At 53.0% G+C, this 17,722-nt stretch carries 17 protein-coding genes; 8 read left to right on the plus strand and 9 right to left on the minus strand.

All coding sequences use genetic code 11. The annotated features are described in order from the left end of the window. Positions 1–148: 148 nt before the first annotated feature. The 4 genes from ACQKE4_RS11560 (at position 149) to ACQKE4_RS11575 (ending at position 4,632) form a co-directional block, all read left to right on the plus strand. Positions 149–1,330: an ABC transporter substrate-binding protein gene (locus ACQKE4_RS11560; protein WP_427388506.1), complete on the plus strand. Its 1,182-nt coding sequence runs from the start codon at positions 149–151 to the stop codon at positions 1,328–1,330. Between the two features lie 47 nt (positions 1,331–1,377). Beyond that, positions 1,378–3,477 (plus strand): methyl-accepting chemotaxis protein, encoded by a 2,100-nt coding sequence (locus ACQKE4_RS11565; RefSeq protein ID WP_427388507.1) that lies wholly within the window; start codon positions 1,378–1,380, stop codon positions 3,475–3,477. A 93-nt stretch (positions 3,478–3,570) separates the two neighbouring features. Further along, the gene (locus ACQKE4_RS11570) at positions 3,571–4,140 is read left to right on the plus strand and encodes a DJ-1/PfpI family protein (RefSeq protein ID WP_427388508.1); all 570 of its coding nucleotides are present in this window, start codon (positions 3,571–3,573) and stop codon (positions 4,138–4,140) included. A gap of 129 nt (positions 4,141–4,269) precedes the next feature. Next, a complete protein-coding gene (locus ACQKE4_RS11575; protein ID WP_427388509.1) occupies positions 4,270–4,632 on the plus strand; it encodes a ribbon-helix-helix domain-containing protein in 363 nt (120 codons plus the stop codon). 21 nt (positions 4,633–4,653) lie between these two features. On the opposite strand, the gene ACQKE4_RS11580 is transcribed toward ACQKE4_RS11575, so the two are convergent. After that, positions 4,654–5,421, minus strand: a complete 768-nt coding sequence (locus ACQKE4_RS11580; RefSeq protein ID WP_427388510.1) for a DUF1499 domain-containing protein — start codon at positions 5,419–5,421, stop codon at positions 4,654–4,656. Between the two features lie 112 nt (positions 5,422–5,533). Here ACQKE4_RS11580 and ACQKE4_RS11585 point away from each other — a divergent pair, with 112 nt between their 5' ends. Then, on the plus strand, positions 5,534–5,881 hold the full coding sequence (locus ACQKE4_RS11585) for a hypothetical protein (RefSeq protein WP_427388511.1): 348 nt from the start codon (positions 5,534–5,536) through the stop codon (positions 5,879–5,881). On the opposite strand, the gene ACQKE4_RS11590 is transcribed toward ACQKE4_RS11585, so the two are convergent. Then, positions 5,878–6,111, minus strand: coding sequence for a DUF3820 family protein (locus tag ACQKE4_RS11590; RefSeq protein WP_427388512.1), 234 nt, complete (start codon positions 6,109–6,111; stop codon positions 5,878–5,880). The genes ACQKE4_RS11585 and ACQKE4_RS11590 overlap by 4 nt on opposite strands. A gap of 150 nt (positions 6,112–6,261) precedes the next feature. On the opposite strand from ACQKE4_RS11590, the gene mqo reads away from it, so the two are divergent. Next, positions 6,262–7,968 carry a malate dehydrogenase (quinone) gene (gene mqo, locus ACQKE4_RS11595; protein WP_427388513.1) on the plus strand — a complete coding sequence of 569 codons (1,707 nt, stop codon included), beginning with the start codon at positions 6,262–6,264 and terminating at the stop codon, positions 7,966–7,968. A gap of 99 nt (positions 7,969–8,067) precedes the next feature. Here the strand turns inward: mqo and ACQKE4_RS11600 are convergent, their stop codons facing one another. Next, entirely contained in the window at positions 8,068–8,952 is an 885-nt protein-coding gene (locus ACQKE4_RS11600) for a LysR family transcriptional regulator (protein WP_427388514.1), read from the minus strand. A gap of 129 nt (positions 8,953–9,081) precedes the next feature. On the opposite strand from ACQKE4_RS11600, the gene ACQKE4_RS11605 reads away from it, so the two are divergent. Then, positions 9,082–9,507, plus strand: coding sequence for a VOC family protein (locus tag ACQKE4_RS11605; protein ID WP_427388515.1), 426 nt, complete (start codon positions 9,082–9,084; stop codon positions 9,505–9,507). A 69-nt stretch (positions 9,508–9,576) separates the two neighbouring features. Here ACQKE4_RS11605 and ACQKE4_RS11610 read toward each other — a convergent pair whose 3' ends face one another. Beyond that, positions 9,577–10,470 carry an AraC family transcriptional regulator N-terminal domain-containing protein gene (locus tag ACQKE4_RS11610; RefSeq protein WP_427388542.1) on the minus strand — a complete coding sequence of 298 codons (894 nt, stop codon included), beginning with the start codon at positions 10,468–10,470 and terminating at the stop codon, positions 9,577–9,579. Between the two features lie 218 nt (positions 10,471–10,688). Between ACQKE4_RS11610 and ACQKE4_RS11615 the strand changes: the two genes are divergently transcribed. Continuing rightward, entirely contained in the window at positions 10,689–11,750 is a 1,062-nt protein-coding gene (locus ACQKE4_RS11615) for an NAD(P)-dependent alcohol dehydrogenase (RefSeq protein WP_427388516.1), read from the plus strand. 140 nt (positions 11,751–11,890) lie between these two features. Here the strand turns inward: ACQKE4_RS11615 and lnt are convergent, their stop codons facing one another. The 5 genes from lnt to miaB form a co-directional block, all read right to left on the minus strand. Beyond that, a complete protein-coding gene (gene lnt / locus ACQKE4_RS11620) occupies positions 11,891–13,375 on the minus strand; it encodes an apolipoprotein N-acyltransferase (RefSeq protein WP_427388517.1) in 1,485 nt (494 codons plus the stop codon). Positions 13,376–13,464: 89 nt separating this feature from the next. After that, on the minus strand, positions 13,465–14,364 hold the full coding sequence (locus ACQKE4_RS11625) for an HlyC/CorC family transporter (protein WP_427388518.1): 900 nt from the start codon (positions 14,362–14,364) through the stop codon (positions 13,465–13,467). A 167-nt stretch (positions 14,365–14,531) separates the two neighbouring features. Next, positions 14,532–15,023 carry an rRNA maturation RNase YbeY gene (gene ybeY, locus ACQKE4_RS11630; protein ID WP_427388519.1) on the minus strand — a complete coding sequence of 164 codons (492 nt, stop codon included), beginning with the start codon at positions 15,021–15,023 and terminating at the stop codon, positions 14,532–14,534. After that, a complete protein-coding gene (locus ACQKE4_RS11635) occupies positions 15,020–16,099 on the minus strand; it encodes a PhoH family protein (RefSeq protein WP_427388520.1) in 1,080 nt (359 codons plus the stop codon). Before ACQKE4_RS11635 ends, ybeY begins: the two co-directional genes overlap by 4 nt. Positions 16,100–16,188: 89 nt before the next feature. Beyond that, entirely contained in the window at positions 16,189–17,532 is a 1,344-nt protein-coding gene (gene miaB, locus ACQKE4_RS11640; protein ID WP_290839414.1) for a tRNA (N6-isopentenyl adenosine(37)-C2)-methylthiotransferase MiaB, read from the minus strand. Positions 17,533–17,722: the final 190 nt, after the last annotated feature.

The following is a 17,722-nucleotide window of genomic DNA, read 5'->3' on the forward strand; positions in this document are numbered from 1 at the left end:
CGATAACTAAGCTTTAGTCGTATATTCTCCTGCCGATAGTAATGGGTAATAGATCGGTAATGTAGGGCGCGCGATGGTTCTCATCGCCTGCCTCTTAATATGCCATTAACGTGGTGGAGAAGTGGTCTAGCTAGCAGGGAGCAGATCAATGCGACGATTGAGTATTATCTCTTTTAAAAAAATATTGTTAAACGCCACGTTATTGGTGGGAGCGCTAGTATCCTCACTGTCCCAGGCTGAGCTTACCTTTGGCATTGTTGCCCCTTCCAGCGGCGGTGCTGCGCCGCTGGGGTTGGGTATGCAAAAGGGTATTGAAAGCTACTTTGCTGAGGTCAATGCGGCCGGTGGTATTAATGGCCACTCCCTCAAACTAGTGGCAATGGATGATCAGTATCAGCCGCTTCAAGCCGCACGCCATACCCGCCAACTCATTGAAGACGATCTGTTGGCGGCCATAGGTAATGTGGGAACCCCAACAGCTACCGTCACGATTCCGCTGCATAACGAGTATAAGACGTTACTTTACGGCGCCTTCACGGGGGCAGGAGGATTGCGTAAGGCACCACCTGACCGCTACGTAATTAATTACCGGGCCAGCTACCTTCAAGAAACCGCCGCGATGGTGGATGGGTTGCTGGAAGCCGGTATTTTACCGGAAGAAATTGCCTTCTTTACCCAGAACGACAGCTTCGGCGATGCTGGGTATAATGGCGCCACTCAAGCACTGGCTTCACACGGCTTTGGAAATATTGCTGCCTTAGCGCATGGGCGTTTTACCCGGGGTACCCGCAATATTCATCAAGGGCTAGCGTTGATTCTTCAAGCGCCGGTGACACCGCGTGCCATTATCATCGTGAGCACTTATGGCCCTGCAGCTGATTTTATTCGCGAAGCCCAGGTCGACCTTCCCGATACGCTATTCCTAAATGTCTCTTTCGTGGGTAGCCAGGCGCTTCTGGATGAGTTGGGAGAGCAGGCGGAAGGGGTAATTATTACTCAGGTAGTACCACCGTTGGATGCCGATTTGCCTGCTGTTGAAGCCTATCGCCAAGCGCTAGAAACCCATGCGGCGGGCAGCGAGCCAGACTTTATCTCACTTGAAGGTTATCTCGCTGCCAAGCTCTTCGTCGAAGGTGTGAAAGCAGCAGGCGCAGACCCCGATCGTGAGGCTATTGTGAATGGATTGCTCGGCCTGGGATCAATCGATATTGGCTTGGAAGAACCCCTCACCCTAGGGCGTAATGACCATCAAGCAAGTGATGCTGTGTGGTCCACCATTATCACAAACGGCCGTTTCGAGTTGGTGGAATGGGCGAGCCTGTTGCCATAACCCCTACACATTATCTGCATGACCCCTGACACAAGTGAAATTCGATAATGAAAAAGACGTTAAGTATTCGAGCCATGTTGATCAGTCTGTTTTTAGCGGCGGTGCTAGGGGCAGTGGTACTGGCGGCTACGGGCTGGACCACCAATCAACGACTGATTGACTCGCAGCGCTATATTACCGGTGAGGTGTTGCCGCTGCAGGATGCCAGCCGAGGCATGGTGCTGACCATGGGCGCATTTGGGCAACGCCATGCGGATTTATTGGCTGCAGAAAGTTCAACAAGCCTTGATGAGATTACCTCACAAACGGCACTGGATGAACGCTTTCGTAGCGCACGGCAAGGGCTTGAAGGGGTTGATCAATCCGAAAGCTTGCATACTTTAGACAGCCATTATCAAGCGCTGCTAAGTGGCGATGCGGCTCTGGAGGCAGTACGCCGTGAAGAGCTGAGTTTGCAAACGCAGATGGCCGAACGTATAGAAGCTATGCAAGCGTTAATTACCCAAGTGATGCTTAGTGCCGAAGATATGGCCGGGCGCACAGCATTGGCGCAGGTTCGTAGCGATAGGAATCAGCGTGAGTTAATGGAAGCGTGGCGTGAAGACGGCATGACCACACTGCCGACACAATTACTCGATAATATGTTTATGGTTCAAGCTGATATTGGACGCTTAAGCGGTAATGCGCGCATGGCGTTAGCGATGTTATCGGACCTTGGGCGTCAGATGATGCAAATGGGCAGTGCCGATGCGCTGGTTAATTTGCGCCATAACGAGATTTCCCAGCAGGTGGGTCTTGCTCGCCAGTCATTGGCGGCCATTGCGGCGGCGCCTAGCACGGAAGCGGAGCAGCGCTCGCTTATCAATGATTTGGATGGCGTCATTGTAGAGCTTGAAGGGCTGATGGTGTCAGATGACAACGCTGTTTACGCGCTGCGCTTACAGCAGCTTGAGCTACACGCTCAGGTGCAGGCAGCGTTAATCAACGTTGCTCAAGCCATGGAGCAAATGCGTGGGGCGCTGAGCGATGTCGAAGCATATACCGTTGGGCAGGCAGATAGTGCTGCGACAGAAGCTGAGACGTTAGCCAATGCAGGCCGTTCGTTATTGATTATAGTAACCCTGGTGGTGATTGTGCTGCTGGCGATCTTTGGCTGGCGTACCTTGGTGCGCGTGCTTGGTCCGCTGGTCGCCATGCGTCGCCAAATGGAAGATATTAGCGGGGCGGCAGGGGAGAATGCCGATCTTTCCATGCGCCTTGAGCTGAAGCGTAACGATGAAGTAGGCCAAACTGCCCAAGCATTTAATAACATGATGGATACCTTTGAAGGCATGGTGGCGCAAATTCGCGAAAGCGCTGAAGCCATCGCGTCGAGTAGCCGCCAAATTGCTGCGGGTAATGAAAACCTCTCCCAGCGTACTGATCAACAGGCGGCATCGCTGGCTGAAACAGCCTCAAGTCTTGAAGAGATTACGGCCACCGTTAAGCAAACCGCCGAGTACGCTGACCAAGCCAAAGACGCGAGCGGTAGCGTTGATCAGCGCGCGCGTTCAGCCGGCGACGTTGCTAAGCGCACCACTCAGGCGATGGGCGATATCCGCCAAGCGAGTGAAAAGATCACCTCAATCATTAAGGCTATTGACGATATCGCCTTTCAAACCAATCTATTGGCGCTAAACGCCTCCGTTGAAGCCGCAAGGGCAGGCGAGCAGGGGCGAGGCTTTGCCGTGGTCGCCCAGGAAGTACGGAAGCTTGCAGGGCGTAGCGCAGAGGAAGCAGCGCAAATTCGCCACTTGGTTGATGATAGTGTTGCCAAAGTTAGCGAGGGTGAGCAGCTTGTGAATGCTTCAAGCAAGCATCTACAGGACATTATTGATAGCCTTGGCGAGGTAACTCGCTACGTCACCGAAATTGCAGGAGCAACTCACGAGCAATCTGCGGGTATTGATCAGATCAATCAGGCGATTTCGCAATTGGATCAAGTGACCCACCAAAATGCTCGCCTGGTGCAAGAGGCTACTACCGCTAGCCATACGCTGGATGACCGTGCTGGCGACATGCACACCCTGGTAGGGCGCTTTCGTGTAAGCCAAGGGGCAGGGCAGCGCCATCTTGCACTGCCGCAAAATGAGGAAGTTACCCTGTAGTAACCGATTACTACCCGATGGTGAAAAGCGCTTGCTAGTCTCATTTCACACGCTCGGCGTGTGCTCTCGATAAATAACGATAAGGAGACTGAGATGAGCAGCAAGCGCATTTTAATGATCACCGGCGACTTTACCGAAGACTACGAAACCATGGTGCCGTTTCAAGCATTGATGGCGGTCGGCCATCGCGTTGATGCGGTGTGCCCCGGCAAAGCCTCAGGCGATACGGTAGCAACAGCCATTCATGACTTCGAAGGCGATCAAACCTACTCTGAGAAGCCTGGCCACAGGTTTGCTCTCAATGCTGATTTCGCCAGCATTAACCCCGCCGATTACGATGCCCTGGTGATCCCTGGTGGTCGCGCGCCGGAGTATCTTCGCCTAAACAAAGAAGTGCTAACGATGGTTCAGCATTTTTTTGAAACCCATAAACCGGTAGCCGCCATTTGTCATGGCGCGCAGCTATTAGCTGCTGCCAAGGTGCTCGAAGGAAAACAGTGCTCCGCTTACCCGGCTTGTCAACCGGAAGTAGAGCTTGCTGGCGGTCATTTTGCCAACCTCGATGTGACCGACGCGGTAACCGATGGCAACTTGGTGACTGCTCCCGCCTGGCCTGCTCACCCAGCTTGGCTAGCGCAATTTATGGTTCTGCTAAATAAGTGAATATGCCAGATAAGCTATTACGACGTTCGTGCCCAGCCTCCGCTGGGCACATTCAGCGATAGCCCGCTATGCTCATAGTGGGGTAGGAGATTACGATGCTTATTACTCACCTGCGCAGAGACAACGCCCATGTGTAAACTCTTTATTCAAGCAGACCCTGAGCTATGGCGCAGCGCAACGCACTCGTTGCGTATTGATGGCATGGTGACCAGTGTGCGAATGGAGAATTACTTTTGGCACATTCTTGAAGAGATTGCCCAGCGGGACGCGATGAACACCGCGCAAATGATTACCCGTCTTTATCATGAGTCCATTGATGCTGGGCATGATCTAGGTAATTTCACCTCATTTTTACGCGTGTGTGCGCTGCGTTATCAAGCACTGCAATTAACAGGCGATATTCCCATTCAACATCAAGTGTCCATCGCGACGCTGGATGCTGAGCACATTTTAGCGCGTGAAAGCAGCCGTAACGCAGGCTCGCTGCACTAAACTTGCTACTCTAAAAAAGCTCTATTCGAGCCGAGCTGCTAGCGCGCTCAAAAACTCTTCAATTCGCGCCGCATTGGTGCCTACATCACTGGCGCCAAGTCTTGACGCTGAGCGCATATCCACCTGAACGCCGCTGTCAATTTCCGTTAAGCGGATAACAATGTCATCCTCAAAACCAAACCAGCGCGTGGTGGCGGTGGCTTCTATACGACTATCGGTGATCTGAGCGATGCGCCAGCCAGCCTCTTCGGCTTCTGATTGAGCTGCCGCTAATACCATTTGCGGCGCGGCATTCACGACCAGCGGCTTAACCATCGGATAGGCCGATTGCTGCTGGCGGGCAGTGGCGTCGCCGGGGTAGTCCACCGCATTAGGTGCTGCTTCACGGGCCTCGACCAATGCTTCAAAGGTAGGTGGGTTCTGCATGTCGGTTGTTATATCGTGAATAGCAGGCACGTCTTGAGCGCGTTGCCAGTGTTGCCAAGGCACGTAAAGCAGCGCTGCAGCCCCCACTATGACCAGCGTTCCCACCAAGGCGGGGGCAAAACGGCGTGCAAACATACTAAACAGCAGCGCAATAATACTCACCGCTACTGCTGCGCCAGCGGCGTAAACGCCGTTGCGCAGTAAGTTAAAGGCCTCTCCTAACGTGATCAGTTCGCCACGATAAGCTGGGCCTGCCCCCGCCATCAACACTACTGCCGCTACTAGCAGTAGCGTGGCTAGGCCGGCCAGTACGCGTGGCCAGCGACCGCCGCGAGGGCGTGGGGCTGTTAGTCGCGTTGCCATGTTTTCTCCATACCACAACGTATTCAGTAAAACATTTGAGCTATTCTTAGCACAAATGTGGCTAATGCGTGGTCATATTTTTAGCTTTATAAAACCTGACGAAAAGGTGTTTATGTCTAATAACGCAGTCCCGCTACGTCAATTACTGCTAAGTGTACCGCGTGACGCACTGCCAATGACCTATCAACAGGTCGCCGTCGCACTAGCGTTGACGCCGCCGCGCACTATTGCCCAGGTGACTCAGGCGCTTGAGCAACTAATGCGCGAGGATGCTGCGCAGCAAAAGCCCTTTATTGCAGCGCTGGTCGTCAGCCGTCGGGGCGATGGTTTGCCTGGCGCGGGCTTTTTTGAGTTAGCCACTGAATTGGGGCGCTTTCCCACCGATAAGGCGCTGCACGAAGCGGCTTACTGCACTGAGTTTGAGCGAGCTATTGGCGAGCGAGAAAAGCTTTCCCATTAACTATCGCTACGCTGATGGGGCGTTTTGCGCAGTGGGTCTAACAAAGGGCCAAGCCCATTGTGATCAATCTCGTGCATTAAATGCAGTAACTGTCCAATCTCACCGGACGGAAACCCCTCTCGGGCAAACCAGTTTAGATAAGGGCCGGGAAGGTCGGCGATAATCCAGCCTGCATGTTTTCCAAACGGCATGGTACGAGTGACGAGCTTTTCCAAATCCTCTGGTTTCATAGCTTAAATTCCATTCATTCTCATTTAAGTAAGGTTGCATGTTCCCGAGATGGCGTATTTTTGTTAGACTTTAGTCGACAAATAATACCCCCTCCGAGGCCGGACGCCTATCGTTCCGGCGCGTCCTTTCTGTATCGTCAGGGACATGACATGCAAAAACGTTTTAGCCTTTTACTCTGCTCACCGCTGCTCGCGTTGGCAACCATTATGCCGCTTGCCGCAGATGAGCCTGTTGATGTGGTGTTAATTGGCGGCGGCATTATGAGCGCAACCTTAGGTACCTATCTACAAGAGCTTGAGCCCGAGTGGAATATCCACCTTTATGAGCGTTTGGATCAAGTCGCCGACGAGAGTTCAAACGCCTGGAATAATGCCGGTACCGGTCATTCCGCTTTTTGTGAAATGAATTACACCCCTGAGCAAGAAGACGGCAGTGTCGACATTCAGCGCGCGGTGAATGTGACCGAGCAGTTTGAAGTGTCTCGTCAATTTTGGTCGCATCAGGTTGATAACGGCATGCTTGACGCGCCGGAATCATTCATTAGCACGGTGCCCCACGCAAGCATTGTGTGGGGGGAGGATGACGTAGCGTTTCTTCGCGAACGCCATGCCACTATGGTACAAAATCCTCTTTATGCGGGCATGGAGTACTCTGAAGACCGCCAAGAGATTGCTGAGTGGATGCCGCTTGTTATGGCGGGCCGTGAGGACAACGATACGCCGGTCGCCGCCACGCGTATGCAAATGGGCACCGAAGTGAACTACGGTGCGCAAACGCGTCAGATGGTTGATTCATTGGCGCAAAGCGTCCACTTTACGTTGGGTCTTAGCAGTGAAGTGCGCGATTTAGAGCGTAATGATGACGATACCTGGAAAGTAACCGTTGCCAATCTGGCTAGCGGTGAAGAAACCAGCGTTAATGCCCGCTTTGTGTTTATTGGTGCTGGTGGCGCTGCATTACCGCTGTTGCAGGCGTCGGGTATTCCTGAAGCAAAAGCCTATGCGGGCTTCCCAGTGGGCGGGCAATTCCTTTACACCACTAATCCTGATGTGGTCTCTCAGCACCTTGTGAAAGTGTATGGCAAAGCGGGCGAAGGCTCCCCGCCTATGTCCGTTCCTCACCTTGATTTACGCTATTTGGATGGCGAGCCCGCACTGTTTTTTGGTCCCTTTGCTACTTTCTCTAGCAAGTTTCTAAAAGAGGGCTCATGGACGGATCTGTTTAGCTCCATGACCTTTAATAATACCTGGCCGATGATGGAAGTCGGGTTGGATAACTTTAACCTTGTGCGCTATTTAGTAGGCCAAGTGCTGATGTCTGAAGGTGACCGGTTTGAAGCGCTGCAAGAGTACTACCCTGAGGCCAACCAGGATGACTGGGAGCTGTGGACAGCTGGCCAGCGTGTGCAAATTGTTAAAAATGATGAAGAGCAGGGTGGGGTATTGCAGTTCGGCACTGAGATTGTCAGTGCTGAAGATGGTTCGATTGCCGCCTTGTTAGGCGCATCCCCCGGAGCCTCAACGGCACCTTCCATCATGCTAAACCTGCTTGACCGCGTTTTCCCTGAGCAGGTCGCCAGTGCGCGGTGGCAGGAAACGCTAACCCAAATCGTGCCTTCTTATGGCCAGCGCTTATCGGAAAATCCTGAGCTGTTAAGCGAAGTGCGTGCTTATACCGCGCAAACGCTTAATTTAGATGAGCCATTAAATCTGGCTGCAAATAGTGATGTGAGCGATCAACCGTCAGTTGCAGAAGACAACGCATCTGATGAGACGGTCGATGATGAATCAAGCGAGGACGAACCAACCGAGGGCACTGAAAGCGAAACCCAGGAAGATGCGTTAACAGAAGTGTAACGGTCTCTTCAAATAGCATTTAACCGCTAAGTTGAACGGCGCTATCCTCGTTGATCGGGGGTAGCGTTTTTTTTATGGCTATTTTATATCTGCTTTTATTTAGCGATTGTGTTCCGGTTGCTGGGCAGTATCACTAATGAGTTGGGCAAGTGCCCGGGCGGGGTCGCTAAGATGTCCGCTGGTAGGGTGAATCAATCCTATATCGCGGTGAAAGGTTCGCTCACCTAAATCAATCGCACGCACTTCATCAGGCCAGTGCTGCTGGGCTATTGCCTGAGGCACTAAGGCAACGCCTACCCCTTTGGCGACGAGTTTAACGATGGCCTCTAGCTCGTCCACCTCGCATACCTCGTGCACCTTGCAGTGGTTGTCGCGTAGGAAACGGTCGACCTGGCGACCACCAAAGGAGGCGCGGTCATAGCGTATGAATGGGTGGGTAGCTAGCAGTTCACGCCATTGGTCGCCGTTAATATGCGCGGGCGCGATGAGGCGAAAAGGCTCATGGGCAAGTGGTGTCCAGCGTAAATCACTATGCAGCGAAAAGGGTGGGCGAATGATCACCGCCATATCCAGTTCGCCTGCATCGACCTGATTTACCAGTTCCATAGAGAGCCCAGGCACTACGCGCGTGCGGCACTCGCGAAAAGTATGATGAAAGCGTGCCAGGGCGCCAGGCAAAAGCGATCGCTGTATCGAGGCAATGGCGCCAATATTGATACGTTGCGTCGTGGGTTGGCCTGTGCCGGAGCCGCCCAGCGTGCTGTAGAGGGTTAACAAGGCATGGGCTTGCTGCAGCGTTTCCTGTCCCCGTTGGGTCAGTATGGCCGCTCGGCCTTTACGTTCGAACAGCGCGATACCCAGCTCCTCCTCCAGGCGTTTCATTTGCGCGCTCACCGCCGCTTGGGTTAGGCCGATTTTGTTGCCTGCTGCAGCAAAGGTACCTTCCTGGGCTACCGCTAGTAATGTTTTTAGCTCGCGGATCATTGATAAATCCTTTTTGTGAACCAGCCAAATATATATTGATTTTATTTTCCCATGCATCGTCCTAGGATGAATACAGCGTGGCAGCATAAAGTGCCACTCATCCCCAAAACTAATAAGCTGGAGACGACGATGAGCCTTTCACCCTTCCATTTGGCTATTCCTGTATACGATGTAGCGCTGGCACGTGCATTTTATAATGACGTATTTGGCTTAGAAGAGGGGCGTTCCAGTGAACAGTGGGTCGACTTTAATTTCTTTGGTCACCAACTAGTGATCCATGAGCAGCCCAAAACGCCTGGCCAAGAGAGCGCTCATTCTAATCCAGTCGATGGGCACGATGTACCGGTGCCTCACTTTGGTGTGATCTTAGGGTGGGATGAATGGGAAGCCCTAGCCGAGCGTTTGAAAGCGCGTGAGACGCAATTTGTGATTGAGCCCTATATTCGCTTTAAAGGCGAAGTGGGTGAGCAGGCCACGATGTTTCTACTCGACCCATGCGGTAATGCGTTAGAGTTCAAGGCGTTTAAAGATATGAGTCAAGTCTTTGCTAAATAATTGGCTTTGCAAATAAAGGGTGTTCGCCAAACAGTGTGCGCGAAATAATCCCAACACAGAATGTCTGTTCTAAGCTCTTAAGGACTGCTCCTGGCGGCGATGCTGCAGCGGGGACTCGCCAAAGTAGCGTTTATAGTCGCGGCTAAACTGAGGCACGCTGCGGTATCCAACCGCCGCAGCGGCCTGATTAACGTTGTGATTATCCTGTAGCAGCAACTGCTGCGCTTTGATCAACCGCAGGCGTTTTAAGTACTGTGCTGGTGAGGCGCGAGTAATCTGCTTAAAGTGCTGGTGGAACGTCGAAGTACTCATGTTGGCCTGAGAAGCCAACTGCTCCACGCTAAAGTCATCAGCAAAATGGCTGTGAAGCTTAGATAGCACCTGCACGATGCGTGAGTAGTTACCATGCCCTAATACCAGCGCCCTTAGCGCTTCGCCTTGCTCCCCCTTCAGCGCTTCAAAAACCACGTCGCGAATGCGCGCTGTGCCCATGGTGCGGCACTCTATTTCCACATGCAGCGTGCGGGTTAAGCGCAACACGGCGTCTTGCATGCCCTCTGTCATGGCCACGGAGGCCATCGGCAGCGGTGCCAGGACATGACCGCTCGTATCACCCATCGCGGTTACCATTTCACTTAATAGCGCCGGGTCCAAACGTACTGAAATACCCAGCAGAGGGGCTTTTGGAGAGCCATAGGTTTCGCACTCAAACGGCAGAGGCAATGTTTGCACTAAGTATTGACCGGGGTCGTAGAGGATCTCGCGATCCCCCAGATAACCTATTTTACGCCCTTGGGCAATGATGGTTAGGCTGGGCTCATAGAGGAGCGGCGTGCGCACTTGATGGCGGCTTAGGTAAAGCAGCGACACGCCGGGCAGAGGAGTCACCGTCATGCCATCGCTTTTAACAAGTGGGGAGATAACGTTGGCTAGCGTATTGCCAGCCTGAGCAGTGGTGACCATAACTACATCACTCGTTTTTAGTGGCTTTTGTATGATCATAGCTATTTTTCCACTATTTTTGTTATTTTATTACGCTGTGTCGGAGTAATTGGTAAAAATCTCGTAGTTTCAATCATCGCTATCCCTGCTCATTAGGCGAATACTGTCTACATGCCTCGCACGCGAGCGTTACTGCTGATTGATAAGCAGTGTTATGAAGACACGATGGAGTTTTACTGATGAGTCAAGCCAAATCCTATGCGGCATTTGCTGCTGATAAGCCCTTAGCACCGTTTAATTTTGATCGCCGCCAGCCGCGCGCCGATGATGTCGCCATTGAAATTCTCTACTGTGGCGTCTGCCATAGTGATTTGCACTTTGCGCGCAACGACTGGGGCATGAGCCAGTACCCTGTTGTGCCGGGCCATGAAATTGTCGGCCGCGTTACGTCTGTGGGCGATAAAGTCGCGCGTTTCAAAGCCGGAGACTTAGTCGGTGTGGGTTGCATGGTCGATTCATGCCGATCTTGCTCTGCCTGCAAAGATGGCGTCGAGCAGTACTGCCTGGAAGGCTTTACCATGACCTACGGTAGCGAAGACCGCCAGGATGGCACCATTACTCAGGGCGGCTACTCCGACTCCATCGTGGTCAGCGAGCACTTCGTGCTGCAAATGCCTGATGGTATTGATCTAGCTTCTGCAGCGCCGATTCTCTGCGCGGGGATTACTACCTATTCACCCCTGAAGCATCACGGCGTCGCTAAAGGCCACAAAGTGGGCGTGATCGGTATGGGTGGTTTAGGCCACATGGGCGTTAAACTGGCCAAAGCGCTGGGTGCTGAAGTGACGGTATTCACGCGTACTGACGCGAAAGTTGAAGAAGCCAAGCGTAATGGCGCTGACCACGTCGTCGTTTCCAGCGATCAAGCGCAGATGGACGCAGTCGCTGAAACCTTCGACTTCATGCTAGACACCGTGCCCGTGCAGCACGATCTCAACCCGTACCTTAAGTCGCTGAAGTATGATGGCACGCACATTATCGTTGGGCTGTTGGAGCCCATTGAACCAGCTATTGAAGCGTTCAACCTGGTGTTTAAGCGTCGCGTGGTTGCCGGTTCGCTGATAGGTGGCATTGCCGAAACCGAAGAGTTACTCAAACTGTGCGCTGAAAAAGGCATTACTTGTGATATCGAAATGCTCGATATCAACAATATTAATGAAGGCTTTGAGCGGATGGAGAAAGGCGACGTACGCTATCGTTTTGTGATTGATATGGCGACGCTGAAAAACAGCGCCGCCTAAATAACAGCGCACCTACCAAGCTTGCTGCCCGTTCGGTGGAGATGGCTTTGTTGGTAATACGCGTTTAATTAAATGAAATGGCCCGCGTCCTTTAACGGACCCGGGCCATTTTTCAGTTAGCCACTCTGGACTAAGTGGCTTTATCCGCGGTGCGTTTGGCGGCCGCTTCGTGCAGCCAGCACTCCGGGTAACAGCAGTAGTCCTGCCAGTAGCCAAGCAGGCCAACTGCCGGTGCGTGTAAACGGCGTTAAGCCCTCCATGGCATAAAATTCACCGGTGAGCGATGCCGTTTGGAACTGCGGTGCACGCTCAACAATTTGCCCATTGGCATCGATAATGGCGGTAATGCCGTTGCTGGTGGCGCGAATCACATAGCGGCCATTCTCAAGCGCTCGTAGGCGTGCCATCTGCAGATGCTGATGGGGGCCAATAGAAGCGCCAAACCAGGTGTCATTTGAAACCGTCATGATTACACCGCTGTCTTGGGCGCGGCGAGCGACTAACTGCGGGTAAATAATTTCATAGCAGATCGCATTGCCAATATTAATCCCGGCGGCCTGCATTGGTGTTTGCTGGGCAGCGCCCTTGGTAAACGCCGACATGGGCAAATCGAAAAAATTAATCGCACCACGTAGCACGCTTTCCAGCGGTAGGTATTCACCAAACGGCACCAGGTGCTCTTTTTGGTAGCTGCCCTCTACATTGCCCACGCCAATCACGCTATTGAAATAGCGTTCCTGTGCGTCGCGTTGAACGATACCGGTGAGAAGAGCGACGTCAGGCGGTAAGTTAGCCTGTACTCGTTCCAACACGGGCCGAGCCTGAGTTTCCATCATGGGAAGAGCGGTTTCAGGCCATATGATCAGGTCGACCTCATCGGCAACTTGGCGTGTCAGCTCGCTGTAGGTGTTGGCCGCCACGCGCTGGCCTTCTGGCGTCCACTTTAATAGCTGCGGTAGGTTGCCTTGCAAGAGTGCCACGCGGGTGGGCTCGCTTACCGGCGTGGTCCACTGCTGGGGCAAGACCAGTGGGATTAACCAAATGGCCGCCAGGGGGGCGAGCGTCCACCACTGGCGGCGTAGCAGGAGCTCAGCGGCGAATGCGCCGCTAAGTGCGACCAGTAGCGAAAGCAGATATACCCCACCAACGGGCGCCCAGGCGGCCAATGGCGAGTCTACATAGCCAGAGCCAAGCAGCAGCCAGGGAAAGCCGGTAAACAGGTAGGTACGCAGTACTTCGCCTAATACCCAGGCGCCTGCAAAACTGATAAACGCCAGTCGCGCAGTGGTAAAACGCCGGTATAGCCAAAAAGTACCGGCAAAAAATAGCGCCAAAATGGTGACGAACAGCGCCGTTAAGAAGACTGCCAACGGTACGCCGGTATAGCCATAGTCATGAATAGAGACATATACCCAGGAAGTACCGCTGGCAAATAGCGCCACGCCATATAACCAGCCTTTTAGCGCTGCCTGGGCAGGCGTTAAGCTGTGTAGACCAACATAGAGCAAACCAATCGCTACGGGGCCTAACCACCAAAACTCAAAGGGGGAAGCGGTTAACGTGGTAAAACCGCCCGCTACCAGGGCAGCAAGCAGCTGTAACAAAAACGCGGGGGGTAAGCCCATAGCGATAACCTTTTGTCGGTAAGGTTTGAAGGAAAAGGTTCGAAGGATAAGGTTCGAAGATAATGCGGAGCGACAAACAACAGCCCTGGCTAGGCTAGTTTGTCCTCTTTTTCTTCGTCTACATCGTCGTCACGTCGGCTGTCGCGGTAGGCTTCGAGTAGGCGAATGCGCCGAGTGTCGGCATTGAGAATGACAAATCGCCAGCCGCCGAGAATGGTGTGTTCACCGCGACGGGGTAAATGACCGAACTGCTGCATCACCAAGCCGCCAACGGTATCAAACTCATCGTCAGAGAACTCGGCGTTAAAGCGTTCGTTAAAGTCTTCGATGGGCGTCAGCGCACGAATAGCAAAGTGGCCATTCTCTATCTCGCGAATATCGTCCTCTTCATCGGTATCGTGTTCATCTTCGATATCACCGACGATCTGCTCAAGAATATCTTCGATAGTAATAATACCCGCGGTGCCGCCATACTCGTCGACCACCACTGCCATATGATTGTGGGTATCACGGAACTCCTTAAGCAGGCTGTTAAGGCGTTTTGATTCAGGGATAAACATGGCCGGGCGCAGGATGTCTTCTAGCTTGAAGGCATCACGCTGAGCCTGAGTCTGGGAGAGCAGCGGTAACAGGTCTTTTACCAACAGGATGCCTTTTACGTCATCCAGATTTTCGCCAATCACCGGGTAGCGGGAGTGGCCAGTTTCCTGAATTAGCGGCAGGTAGCCATCGCTGGTCTGATCCAGCGCTATCGCGGAAACCTGCGAGCGGGGAATCAGTACTTCGCGCACCTGCTGATCGCTGATCTCAAGCGCACCTTCAATAATCATGATGGCGTCTTGATCCAGCTTTAACTTACCTGCGGTATGGCGTAAAAACGTCATCAGCTCATCGCGTGAACTGGGTTCGTCATTGTCTCCGGAAAGGGCGCCAAAGATTTTTTCGAGCCAGGATTTTTGATTGGGGTTGCTCGATCGGTCTTCGCTCATGCGTCAATTCTCTCGTTTGCGGGCAGACAGTTGCTATCTCATTAGCGATGTCGTTAGGTAAATTGCGTCGCCAGATAGCTGTTTTATCACTGAAACGGGGGATAGTACCAGATTAGTTGTTAGGTGATTTAACGCATCTGATATTAGACGATAAAGACGCTAAGCATTTAGTGATTATCGTCATCAGGGGTATGTATATCCACTGAATAGGGGTCGGGGATATTCAGTTCGGCTAGCAATTCGCGCTCAAACTGCTCCATCTCTTCAGCTTCCTGATCATCAATATGATCGTAGCCCATTAAATGCAAGGTGCCATGCACAACCATATGCGCGTAGTGGTGCTCAAGCGATTTGCCTTGCTGCTGAGCTTCGTGAGCTACCACGGCATGACAAATAACTAAATCGCCTAATAGGGGCAGGTCAATCCCCGGCGGGCTCTCAAAAGGAAATGACAGCACGTTCGTCGTTTTATCTTTGCCGCGGTAATCACGGTTAAGGGTCTGGCTTTCGGCTTCATCGACAAATCGGATGGTCACTTCACGGCGCGGGTCATCGGGATGATGCGCAAAAACACAGCCCACCCAGTAGGTGAGCTGTGCAAGAGTGGGAAGCAAGGGTTCGTTGATTGCCGCTTGCCGATCAACGATGAGTTCATTCATCGTGAGGCATCCCAAGAGCCCTCACGTGCGTGCATACGCGCATCGCGCTCTTGTTGGCGAACCTCACGACGAGCACGCTCTTCCACTTCCTGTTGAGATTCAAACATATCGTAGGCTTCGATAATGCGTTGAACCAACGGATGGCGTACGACGTCCTTGGCAGCAAAGTGAGTAACGCCAATCCCTGGGGTGTCTTTTAGCACGTCAAGCACCTGTATCAGCCCCGAACGTTGGCCTTTAGGCAGGTCGACCTGGGTGACGTCGCCGGTAATCACCGCCGTAGAGCCAAAGCCAATCCGGGTCAGGAACATTTTCATCTGTTCCGGGGTGGTGTTCTGGCTCTCATCAAGAATGATGTAGGAGTTGTTAAGCGTGCGGCCACGCATATACGCCAGCGGCGCAATTTCAATCACCTGACGCTCAATTAGCTTCGCGACCTGCTCAAAACCGATCATTTCATAGAGAGCGTCGTAAAGCGGGCGCAGGTAGGGGTCGATTTTCTGAGCTAGATCCCCCGGTAGAAAGCCAAGCTTTTCACCGGCTTCAACGGCGGGGCGCACCAGCAGTATCCGGCGTACTTCCTGCTGATTAAGCGCTTCTACCGCAGCGGCGACAGCAAGGTAGGTTTTACCAGTACCCGCAGGACCAACACCGAAATTGATATCGTGCTCACGGATGCTGGAAACATAGCGCTGTTGATTAAGCCCGCGCGGTTTGATCATGGTGCGCGGTGTGCGCATGATCACTTCACCGCTGCTTTCCGCGCCATCCTCGTCGTCTTCTATTGCTTCAAGTCCTGATTCCTGTAGGAAGAGATGCACGGTGTCTGCGTCCAGCTCACTAGACGCGGTTTCCCGATAAAGGTGTTCCAGCACGTTTGCTGCCGCCTTAATGCGATTAGCGGGGCCTGCCAGTTGAAACACATTGCCCCGGTTGCGCAGCGTCACATCCAGACGGCTTTCAATCAGCTTCAAATGCTCGTCCTGCTGGCCGCAAAGGCTGGCAAGTCGCTGCGGTTCATTGGGTTCAAGGCTTAAAGTAATGATGCGATTGGCCTGAGGTGTTGGCTGGCTCAAGAGTGGGAAACCCCTCGTTAGTGTGTGTATCGTTCAGCATACTGCCCCGAGCGGTCTCGGGGCAATTACCTGTGTTAATACGTGAACGATCAATAGCGCTCGGGTGAGGCAAGCTCGCCACGTAGCGAATTGGGGAATGCTTCGGTGATCTCGACATCAACAAAGTAGCCGATCAGCTCGGTGGGGTTAGCGGCACGGAAGTTAACCACCCGATTGTTCTCGGTACGACCGGAAAGCTGGCCGGGGTCACGCGGTGAGAAGCCGTTAACCAAAACGCGTTGAGTGCTACCTACCATGCGACGACTAATCTGCGCGGTTTGCTGAATAATCCGCTCTTGTAAAATCGCCAGGCGCTGTTTTTTAACACTTTCTGGCGTTTCATCCGGCAGGCCAGAAGCAGGGGTGCCGGGGCGGGCGGAGTAAACGAAGCTGAACGAATGGTCGAAGCCAATTTGATGAATCAGGTTCATTGTCGCTTCGAAATCTTCTTCTGTTTCGCCAGGGAAACCGATGATGAAATCAGAAGAGAAGCTAATATCCGGGCGATTGGCGCGGATACGCTCCATCTTTTCGACATACTCGGCCGCCGTATGACCACGTTTCATGGCCGTCAGAATGCGGTCTGAGCCCGACTGAACCGGCAAGTGCAGGTGGCTCACCAGCTCTGGAATATCGGCGAAAGCGTCCACTAAGCTATCGGTGAACTCTACCGGGTGGGAGGTCGTGAAGCGAACGCGATCAATTCCGTCGACGGCTGCCACGCAGGCAATTAGTTCAGCCAAGTCAATCTCATCGCCCAGCTGGTTCTCACCACGGTAGGCGTTAACATTTTGGCCCAGCAGGTTGATCTCACGCACGCCCTGGTCGGAAAGATGAATAACTTCATCCATGACCGCTTCAAAGGGGCGCGAGACCTCTTCACCGCGAGTGTAGGGCACTACGCAGAAGGTACAGTACTTGGAGCAGCCTTCCATGATCGATACAAATGCCGTGGCACCATCAGAGGTGGGCTTGGGCAGGTGGTCGAATTTCTCGATCTCGGGGAAGGTGACATCCACTGCGGCAATCTGGTTGTTGCTACGGGCATCCAGCATGGAGGGGACGCGGTGAAGAGTTTGTGGCCCAAACACCATATCCACATGTGGCGCACGCTTGCGAATGGCTTCGCCTTCTTGGCTAGCCACACAGCCACCCACGCCAATCACCAGGTTGGGGTTGGCATCTTTAAGTTTTTTCCAACGCCCCAGCTGATGAAATACCTTCTCCTGCGCCTTTTCGCGAATAGAGCAAGTGTTTAACAGAATAACATCGGCTTCCCGCTCATTATCAGTGAGTTCGAGCTGGTGAGATTCGCCGAGCAGATCCGCCATCCTGGAAGAGTCGTACTCGTTCATTTGGCAGCCGTGCGTTTTGATGAAGAGCTTCTTCGCCATCGGTACCTGTCATCTATGAGTCGTCGGGGGACGAGGATGAATGGAGTAGTGTCGCGCGGTCGACAAGTATGTTGTCCAGACCGCTGTCATGAGTAGATGTATTATACGGATACAGGAAACCAGCGGCTAGCGTTGATCTACAATCGATACTTGACCCTCACGTTTCTATGGGTATACTACGCACCGTGTT

This window comes from Halomonas sp. NPDC076908, assembly GCF_050269715.1.
Lineage (GTDB): Bacteria > Pseudomonadota > Gammaproteobacteria > Pseudomonadales > Halomonadaceae > Vreelandella.

What these genes read in the sequence shown, in the direction of transcription:
- ACQKE4_RS11625 (WP_427388518.1), bottom strand. Translation starts at nt 14,364, where the DNA reads ATGAGCGAAGACCGATCGAGCAACCCCAATCAAAAATCCTGGCTCGAA.
- ACQKE4_RS11600 (WP_427388514.1), bottom strand. Translation starts at nt 8,952, where the DNA reads ATGATCCGCGAGCTAAAAACATTACTAGCGGTAGCCCAGGAAGGTACC.
- ybeY (WP_427388519.1), bottom strand. Translation starts at nt 15,023, where the DNA reads ATGAATGAACTCATCGTTGATCGGCAAGCGGCAATCAACGAACCCTTG.
- ACQKE4_RS11570 (WP_427388508.1), top strand. Translation starts at nt 3,571, where the DNA reads ATGAGCAGCAAGCGCATTTTAATGATCACCGGCGACTTTACCGAAGAC.
- ACQKE4_RS11590 (WP_427388512.1), bottom strand. Translation starts at nt 6,111, where the DNA reads ATGAAACCAGAGGATTTGGAAAAGCTCGTCACTCGTACCATGCCGTTT.
- lnt (WP_427388517.1), bottom strand. Translation starts at nt 13,375, where the DNA reads ATGGGCTTACCCCCCGCGTTTTTGTTACAGCTGCTTGCTGCCCTGGTA.
- ACQKE4_RS11580 (WP_427388510.1), bottom strand. Translation starts at nt 5,421, where the DNA reads ATGGCAACGCGACTAACAGCCCCACGCCCTCGCGGCGGTCGCTGGCCA.
- mqo (WP_427388513.1), top strand. Translation starts at nt 6,262, where the DNA reads ATGCAAAAACGTTTTAGCCTTTTACTCTGCTCACCGCTGCTCGCGTTG.
- miaB (WP_290839414.1), bottom strand. Translation starts at nt 17,532, where the DNA reads ATGGCGAAGAAGCTCTTCATCAAAACGCACGGCTGCCAAATGAACGAG.
- ACQKE4_RS11585 (WP_427388511.1), top strand. Translation starts at nt 5,534, where the DNA reads ATGTCTAATAACGCAGTCCCGCTACGTCAATTACTGCTAAGTGTACCG.
- ACQKE4_RS11610 (WP_427388542.1), bottom strand. Translation starts at nt 10,470, where the DNA reads ATGGTCACCACTGCTCAGGCTGGCAATACGCTAGCCAACGTTATCTCC.
- ACQKE4_RS11565 (WP_427388507.1), top strand. Translation starts at nt 1,378, where the DNA reads ATGAAAAAGACGTTAAGTATTCGAGCCATGTTGATCAGTCTGTTTTTA.
- ACQKE4_RS11575 (WP_427388509.1), top strand. Translation starts at nt 4,270, where the DNA reads ATGTGTAAACTCTTTATTCAAGCAGACCCTGAGCTATGGCGCAGCGCA.
- ACQKE4_RS11615 (WP_427388516.1), top strand. Translation starts at nt 10,689, where the DNA reads ATGAGTCAAGCCAAATCCTATGCGGCATTTGCTGCTGATAAGCCCTTA.
- ACQKE4_RS11560 (WP_427388506.1), top strand. Translation starts at nt 149, where the DNA reads ATGCGACGATTGAGTATTATCTCTTTTAAAAAAATATTGTTAAACGCC.
- ACQKE4_RS11605 (WP_427388515.1), top strand. Translation starts at nt 9,082, where the DNA reads ATGAGCCTTTCACCCTTCCATTTGGCTATTCCTGTATACGATGTAGCG.